Source organism: uncultured Dialister sp., assembly GCF_900538805.1.
Taxonomy (GTDB): Bacteria; Bacillota; Negativicutes; order Veillonellales; family Dialisteraceae; genus Dialister.
In genome coordinates, this window is record NZ_UPZP01000151.1 from 1 (window position 1) to 3,129 (window position 3,129).

The following is a 3,129-nucleotide window of genomic DNA, read 5'->3' on the forward strand; positions in this document are numbered from 1 at the left end:
TTGTTGGCCACAATTCCTGAGCTAAAATTGGCTAAAATTGATGGACTAAAAATGGCTATAATTGCTGGGCTCTAACACCATAAGGCCGCGTCAAACTTAAGCCCCTTAAGAACCCTCGGCCCAAAGGGCCGTCAACCCTTACGCCCGCAAGGCGTATCCTAAAAGGCGCTGTCGTCCCCTGAGCGAGAGCGAACACAACCCTTTGCCCAAAGGGCAAAGCCCCCTCAGCCGCCCAGCGGCTGCCCCCCTCTGAACCCTCTGAACCAGTCCGCTTTTAGCGGGCCGAACCTTCTGAACCCTCAAGCCCGTCAGGGCTTGTCCATAATATGCTTCACCCGATCCACCGAATAAGGCGCCTCCTCCTTTTGGCAGTACACCACCGACTCCACCCGGCCGATGGCCACGTGGTTATCCACGCCCGCCGGAACCTGCACGAAATCGCCGACCTCGTACTCATCGCTGTCCGCCATATACCAGTACTCCTGCCCGCCCTCTTCGAAGGAAACGGCGCAGAAAATGAGCTCTCCCTCCCGGCGGCGGACCTTCCCGTAAGCCGCGGCGTTGAAGATTTCACCCAGACCGTAATACGAAAGAAAATGGTAGAAATTCTCCGCAAAGGCCGGCCAGTCCGCCGGAAGGCCCCTCTTATCGTAGGACCCGCGGATTTCACGCTTCCCACCCTTCTCCATGGTAAGAACGATGGTATAGTCACAGGACCGCAGCGGATCCACGCACACATCCTTTGGATTTCCCTCCACAATGGAAAATACCCAGGGAGACAGGCCATCCAGGAAAGAAGAAACCGCCTCCTCCAGATGATACCGGGTCTTCACGTCTGAGGCCTCAAAAATCTGCCGGTCATACTCTACCGTTTCCGCTGCCCGGTCCATCACCATTTTCTCATCATAATTCCAGGTCACATAGGAAAAGCCCTCCGGCAGAGGGCCGCCGGGCCTGATTTTTTCCGTCCGGTGAAGAGTAAACTCCAGCCGGTCCACCCGGTCATAGATTCCATTGAAAAGGAACAAATCCTTCCGCCCCAGCTTCTCCCTGATTTCATCAGAAAGCGCCGCCATGCAGTCCCCCTCCAGAGTTCCATAGGCCCTGCAGCGGTTTCCCTTACTATCCTCCAGAATCAGCTCCCAGTCCCCTGCATCATCAGCCAGGACGCACTGGAGATGCGGCAGACATTCCAATATCCCCTCCATCACAGCCCGCACCGTCTTCCGATCGGCATGAAACTTCTCCCTTATTGTCCGGGTATGCCACTCCTCATCCTCCTCCATTTCATAATACCGCGTCAGCCAGGCCCCGCCCTTCTCCGACAGAGAAAGCCGCTGCTCCGTTTCCACCCCGTAGAGCCTCCCCCTCCGTCCGCCTATAGGGGAAGACACAAGCACCACCTTCACCACCGGCCCCCGAAGCATAGAAATATCCATTCCATATCCGTCCATGATATTCTCCTTTCCTGCAGCTGATGAAACCAGAAGATGCTTTGCTGTCTCTATTATACGCAGAGACCATGACAGGAATTGACAGTGAAGGGAAAGATTTTTGAAATCATATGAAATAGTGACCAGAATCGCCTCTGGTCACTATTTATTAAAAATGAATTATTCCCTATATTCATTCATATTCAATAGATAATCACATCTTCTGTCTTTACTTCTCCTTTCCCCCAGGACTTAACCTTCGTATGGTCCTGCAATTTGTATACCCGAAGCGAATCTTCATGAAAATCAATAATCTGACTGGCCTCCATCTCCATTTGCTCACATTGGCGCGGGGTTAGAAATCCCTCAAAGCAGGACTTCTGCACCCGCACTGCATAGCGGGATAAGCATTTTACCATGGCCAGTCTCTTTTTATTGTTCACAATGTCATAAATAATCAAAATAATCAGACGCGAATCATCTGCAGCAACCAGTTCATTTTCTTTCATCACCGAATCACCAGTGCTTTCAAGGTCTCCGGATTTTTAGTATGCAAAGCCTGTCTGTACGAGTCGCATTCCATTTGGATGGTATGGCGCCATGAGTATTTTCCATTGAAATAAGAATTTATACTTAGCAGTTTCCGTTCATAGGCCTGTATAAAAATTCGACGCCCCACCCGGTTCAAGTAAACGCCGCCATTATCATCATTTTTTACGAAACAATCTCCATCTATTTCACGATGTGTAACAAGTGCCAGGCAGAAAGAATCTACAATAGCTGCCCTCCATGGTTCCATAAGATCCGATGCCAATGCAGGATGCCCTTTACGAAGAGTATGCAGTAATCCAATATAGGGACTCAGTCCGGTCCTGGCTATAGCACTATAAAAGTCGTACATAAGTAGTGTATAGCCAAAGCTCAGCATGGAATTGAAGAAATCTCTGGGCGGTCGTCTTGACCTCTTCTCGAATTGAAACTCCGATGGCAGGAAGGATGATAAAGTCTTGAAGTAAATACGTGAAATAGCTCCTTCATAGCCCATCACTTCTTCTATGTTTTTCGTTTCATGCAATTTATCCGCAAGGATGCGTATACGGTCATAGGCTTCTTTGACATGTTCCAGTCCGGCCCGCCGATTATAGTTTCTTAAGATAGCACGTTGATTATAAATTTTGCGAAAAATCACCATCCGTCCTAAATCAAGACAAAACTTTTTATCTTGCAATACGTCAAACTGCTCTTTCACCTGTAAAACATCCCTGTCAGAAGTTGATTCCAGGCGGCCGAAAAATTTTCCCTCCGTTGATAACCATGTTACAGGTATATTCCGTTTCAAACAGTCTACAATCACCCTGGATGACACCTGAATAGCGTCTATCAAAGTAACTCCCTCCACCATTTCCGAAGGAACCTCTGCCATAGTCTCATTCTCACGGCTGATTACATACCGTCCTTCCCTCAGTCCAAGTTTAGCTCCTGCTTCCGTCAAATAAAGCCAGCTCATTGTTATCACCTCTCCTGCAAACAGCATTAAAAAATAAGCTATTTCGTCCCCATGTATGGGGATTCTTTTTTCACAACAACGCTGGAGACGTGGTAAAGTGTCATACTTCCCGGTTTTCGTCCCCATGTATGGGGATTCTTTTTTCACAAGGAGATGTGAAGAGTATGCTTCACCCCTACCGTGTTTTCG

3 protein-coding genes are annotated in these 3,129 nt (G+C 48.7%); all 3 read right to left on the bottom strand.

All coding sequences use genetic code 11. The features are described from left to right. Positions 1-308 precede the first annotated feature (308 nt). Positions 309-1,454, bottom strand: coding sequence for a hypothetical protein (locus QZQ29_RS09175; protein ID WP_296962589.1), 1,146 nt, complete (start codon positions 1,452-1,454; stop codon positions 309-311). Positions 1,455-1,636: 182 nt separating this feature from the next. Further along, positions 1,637-1,942: a CRISPR-associated endonuclease Cas2 gene (gene cas2, locus QZQ29_RS09180; RefSeq protein ID WP_296962591.1), complete on the bottom strand. Its 306-nt coding sequence runs from the start codon at positions 1,940-1,942 to the stop codon at positions 1,637-1,639. Beyond that, the coding region (gene cas1 / locus QZQ29_RS09185) for a CRISPR-associated endonuclease Cas1 (protein ID WP_296962593.1) at positions 1,942-3,129 on the bottom strand (1,188 nt) is incomplete at its 5' end. The genes cas2 and cas1, both read right to left, overlap by 1 nt.